The sequence below is a fragment of the Sulfidibacter corallicola genome (assembly GCF_017498545.1).
In the GTDB taxonomy this organism is placed as follows: domain Bacteria; phylum Acidobacteriota; class Holophagae; order Acanthopleuribacterales; family Acanthopleuribacteraceae; genus Sulfidibacter; species Sulfidibacter corallicola.
Map to the genome: position 1 here is coordinate 10709607 of NZ_CP071793.1, position 3678 is coordinate 10713284.

Consider the following 3678-nt stretch of genomic DNA (forward strand, 5'->3'; position numbering starts at 1 on the left):
CCGTTAGGCATTGAGGGTATTGAGCTGAGGTTTGGTTTTGGCGAGGATGACGCGGACCAGGTCGTCGATGGTGGGGTACTCGAAAATCCATTTGGGCGGAATCGCGACGTCGAGCGCTTCTTCCAGGATGCGAATGAAATCGCTGCCGTTGATGGAGTTGAGACCGAAGTCGCTGAAGGAGCGGCCGGGACGAATCGACTCGGGATCGATTTGCAGGGCGTCCACCAGAATGCCCACGATGACCTCGCGAACGCGCGCGCCGTCGACGTGCCCCGAAGGTTCGGCCTCCTTGGCACGAGGCTCGGCCGTGGTGCCGGCTTCGGCATCGGCGGCCGGCGGCCGCGTCGCCTCCTCGGACGGCTTGGTCGACGGGACCGATGGGGATGCCGAAGAAACGGGCGCGATTTCGGGATCGGGTTCGGGGTGGCCGAGACCCAACTCGCGCACCAGTAGATGGACTTGATCATCGGAGAGCCGCTCGACGAATTCCCGCACGTGGTCCGCCGCATCGGCCGCGACGGAGCGCCGCGGGGACGGCGCGGCGCCGGAGGACGAAACGTCATCGCGTGAAGGTTGGGCGGGTCGTGGCTTGGCTTCGTCGAGCCCCTTGGGCCAACAAGGTTTCTTGGCGAACGGGTAACAGGGCAGGTGCAGGCGGCGCGGCGGTGCGTCCTGGTAGAGGCGTCGCCAGTCGAGGGGGATGCCGCGCGTCCACACTTCGGCCAGTTCGGCGAGCGCGCCCTGTTCGAGCCACTGGTTCAGGATCGCCGGGTTGTCGATTGTGTCTTCGCCGGGGGTGGTCTCGTTCTGGAAGACCCGATCGGAAGCCTCGCCCTCGCGCGGCAGGGTGCCTCGCCCGAACTGCTCGAGACGACCGATCAGCTCGGCGGCGTCGTCGACCAGAAAGGCGATGCGGACGTCCATGGGATCGCGGCCCACCTGAAGCGTATAGGCCAGGTCCACGAGGTCGACGCCGCCGGCATCCAGCAGGAAGTAGTGCAGGTTCTTGGCGAGGTGCTTGAGCCGGGCCCCGTTGCGGGCCGAGAGCACGACGAGCACGGTGCGGACCGGCTCAGGCCGTACCGAGCCGACGGGCCGGTATTCCTCGAAGAGCACGTGGGCGTTGTTGCCGCCCGAACCGTAGGCGTGCAGACCGGCCAGGCGCGGCGCGTCGCCGGCCGGCCAGGCTTCGGTGCGGCCCACCAGCCGGCAGGGTCGGTCTTCCAGGTCCAGATCGGGATTGGGCTCGTCGAAATCGGCGATCTGGTGCACGGCCCCGGTCTGGAAACTGCGCACGATCTTGAACAGCGCGCCCAGGGCCGAGGCGGCGTGCATGTGCCCCAGCATCGGTTTGAGCGTCGAGATGCGGCAGTTGCCGGGTTCCAGTTCGATCCCCTGGCGTCCCGCCAGGCGCGTCAGCGCGCGGTTGCAGGCCTGCCACTCGGCGATGTCGGCGACCGGGTTGCCCATGCCCTGCGCCTCGATGTAGGTCACCCGGTCGGCCCGCACCCCCGCCTCGCGGTAGCAGCGCTCGATGAGGTCGGCATGGGCGGCCGGGTTCGGCGCGGCGATGGACATGCCGCCCTGACCGTTGTAATTGATGGCCGTGTGGCGGATCACCGCGTAGACCGCATCCCCGTCGGCCTCCGCCTCCGCCAGCGGCTTGAGCAGCACCGCCGCCACCCCTTCCGCACGCTGGTAGCCCGCGGCGTCGCGCCCGAACGAGGCCACCGTTTCGCGCGCACTCAACTGCCCCATGCGCGACAGGCCCACGAACAGGTCCGGCCGCAGCAGCAGGTTGGCCGCACCCACCACCGCGTGACCGATCTCGCCGGCACGCAAGGCGCTCACGGCGCGATGCAGCGCCACCGCCGCGCTGGAACACATGGTGTCGATGCACTCGCTGGGCCCCCGCCAATCGAAGAAATAGGAAATGCGGTTGGCCACCATACCGGCCGCGTGCCCGAAATCGCGGCCGAGCTCGATGCCGGCGTCCTTCAGGAGCGCCACGTACTCGTTCTCCTCGACGCCCACGAAGACACCCACCGCCTCGCGCTTCAGCGAAAGCGGCGCATATCCGGCGTCCTCCAAGCAGTGGTAGACCGACATCAGCAACAACCGCTGGCGGGGGTCCATCAACTCGGCCTCACCGGGCAGGATGTGGAAAAATTCCGGATCGAACCCGCGAATGTCGGGAATGAAACCGCCCCACCGCGTGCGGCTCTTGGCCGGATCGCCGCCATCGGGGTCGTACACCGCGCCCCAATCGAAACGGTTCTTGGGGATTTCCTCGATCAGGCGCGCGTCGCGATCCAACGCATCCCAGAACGACCGCACCGACATGCACTGGGGAAACAGGCCGGCCAGGCCCACGATGGCGATCGGTTCGGGATTGGCGCGGGCATCGTCGGTCGCCGCGCGGCGCCGCGGCGCCGGCGTCGGCTCGCGGTCGGGCAGGGCGCCCAGCATGGCCTCGGCCAGCCGTTGTCGTTTCTCTTCGACGGTACTCATGGGGTGCTCCCTAAACGTAACGAGAAATCAATTGCTTGAGGTAGGGGAAGGAGTCTTTCACGACGTCGTAATCGACGCCGAAGTCCATCACGCAGGCGATGTCGTTGACGCCGATCGCGCGGGCCTGCTCCACCACCTCTCTCGCCTGCTCCGGCGGCCCGAAAATCGCCGAGGTGCGGAAGTAGCGCTGATAGGCGTATTCCAGCATCTTGGCCTTCTCGGCCTCGCCCACCTCGCCGGCGCCCTTCAACTTGGCCAGCCCGGCGTTGACGTGGGCTTCCAACGCGCTCTTGATGTAGGACTTGAACGGTTTCTCCACGACCCACTGGACGGTGTCCAGGTCCTTGTGCACCAGGGTGTGCAGCATCAGCGACACGGTGCCCTTGGCGGGATCCAGGCCGGCGTCGCGGCGACCTTGGCGATAGCGCTCGATCTTCTTGCCCATCGCCTCGAAATTCTGGCTGTAGAGCATCGTGAACACGTTGTAGCCCTGCTCGCCGGCGAAGGTGAAGGCGGCATCGCTGGACGCCGCCAGCAGCCACACGTTCAGTTCCGGTTGAAGCGGGCGCGGGAAGATGCGAATCGGGTAATCCTTGCCCTCGGGGCCCGGGAAGGACAGCGTCTCGCCGCGCCACAGGCGGCGCACCTGCTCGATGCGCTCGCTGGTGATGGCGCGGCGATCATCGAAGGTGTCCGGCGAATAGATGAAATCGGCCTGGTTCCAACCGGAACCGAAGCCCAGGTCGACCCGCCCGCCGGAGAGAATGTCGTTGATGGCCCACCACTCGACGACCTCGGCCGGGTGGTGCAGCGGCAACGAGATGCCGGCCGTGCGAAAGCGTACCCGCTCGGTCTGCGGGATCAGGTGGGCGGCGACGACCGCGGAGTTGGCGAAGATCGACCCGAACTCGTAGAAGTGGCGCTCGGGGATGTAGACGGCTTCGAACCCCTCGCGATCGGCGAAGAGCGTCAGGTCGCGCATGAAGCCGTACTTCTCGGCATCGGTGACGTCGGTGCGCACGTCGGAAAAGAACAGGAAACTGAAGGTCAGATCCTGGGCGACGACGTGGGTCGTGTCGGTTTCGGTTTGGAACCCCAAAAGTTGTTCAACGGTGGCGGACATGGCGCTTCCTATCGTGTGGCCTGGTGTTTGACGAGGTGTTGGGA

General features: G+C 66.6%; 2 protein-coding genes. Both read right to left on the reverse strand.

Annotated features, from left to right (window positions below; translation table 11 throughout):
- Positions 1-3 precede the first annotated feature (3 nt).
- Positions 4-2511 (reverse strand): type I polyketide synthase, encoded by a 2508-nt coding sequence (locus J3U87_RS31945; RefSeq protein ID WP_237379866.1) that lies wholly within the window; start codon positions 2509-2511, stop codon positions 4-6.
- A 10-nt stretch (positions 2512-2521) separates the two neighbouring features.
- On the reverse strand, positions 2522-3634 hold the full coding sequence (locus J3U87_RS31950) for a MupA/Atu3671 family FMN-dependent luciferase-like monooxygenase (RefSeq protein ID WP_237379867.1): 1113 nt from the start codon (positions 3632-3634) through the stop codon (positions 2522-2524).
- Between the last annotated feature and the right edge of the window lie 44 nt (positions 3635-3678).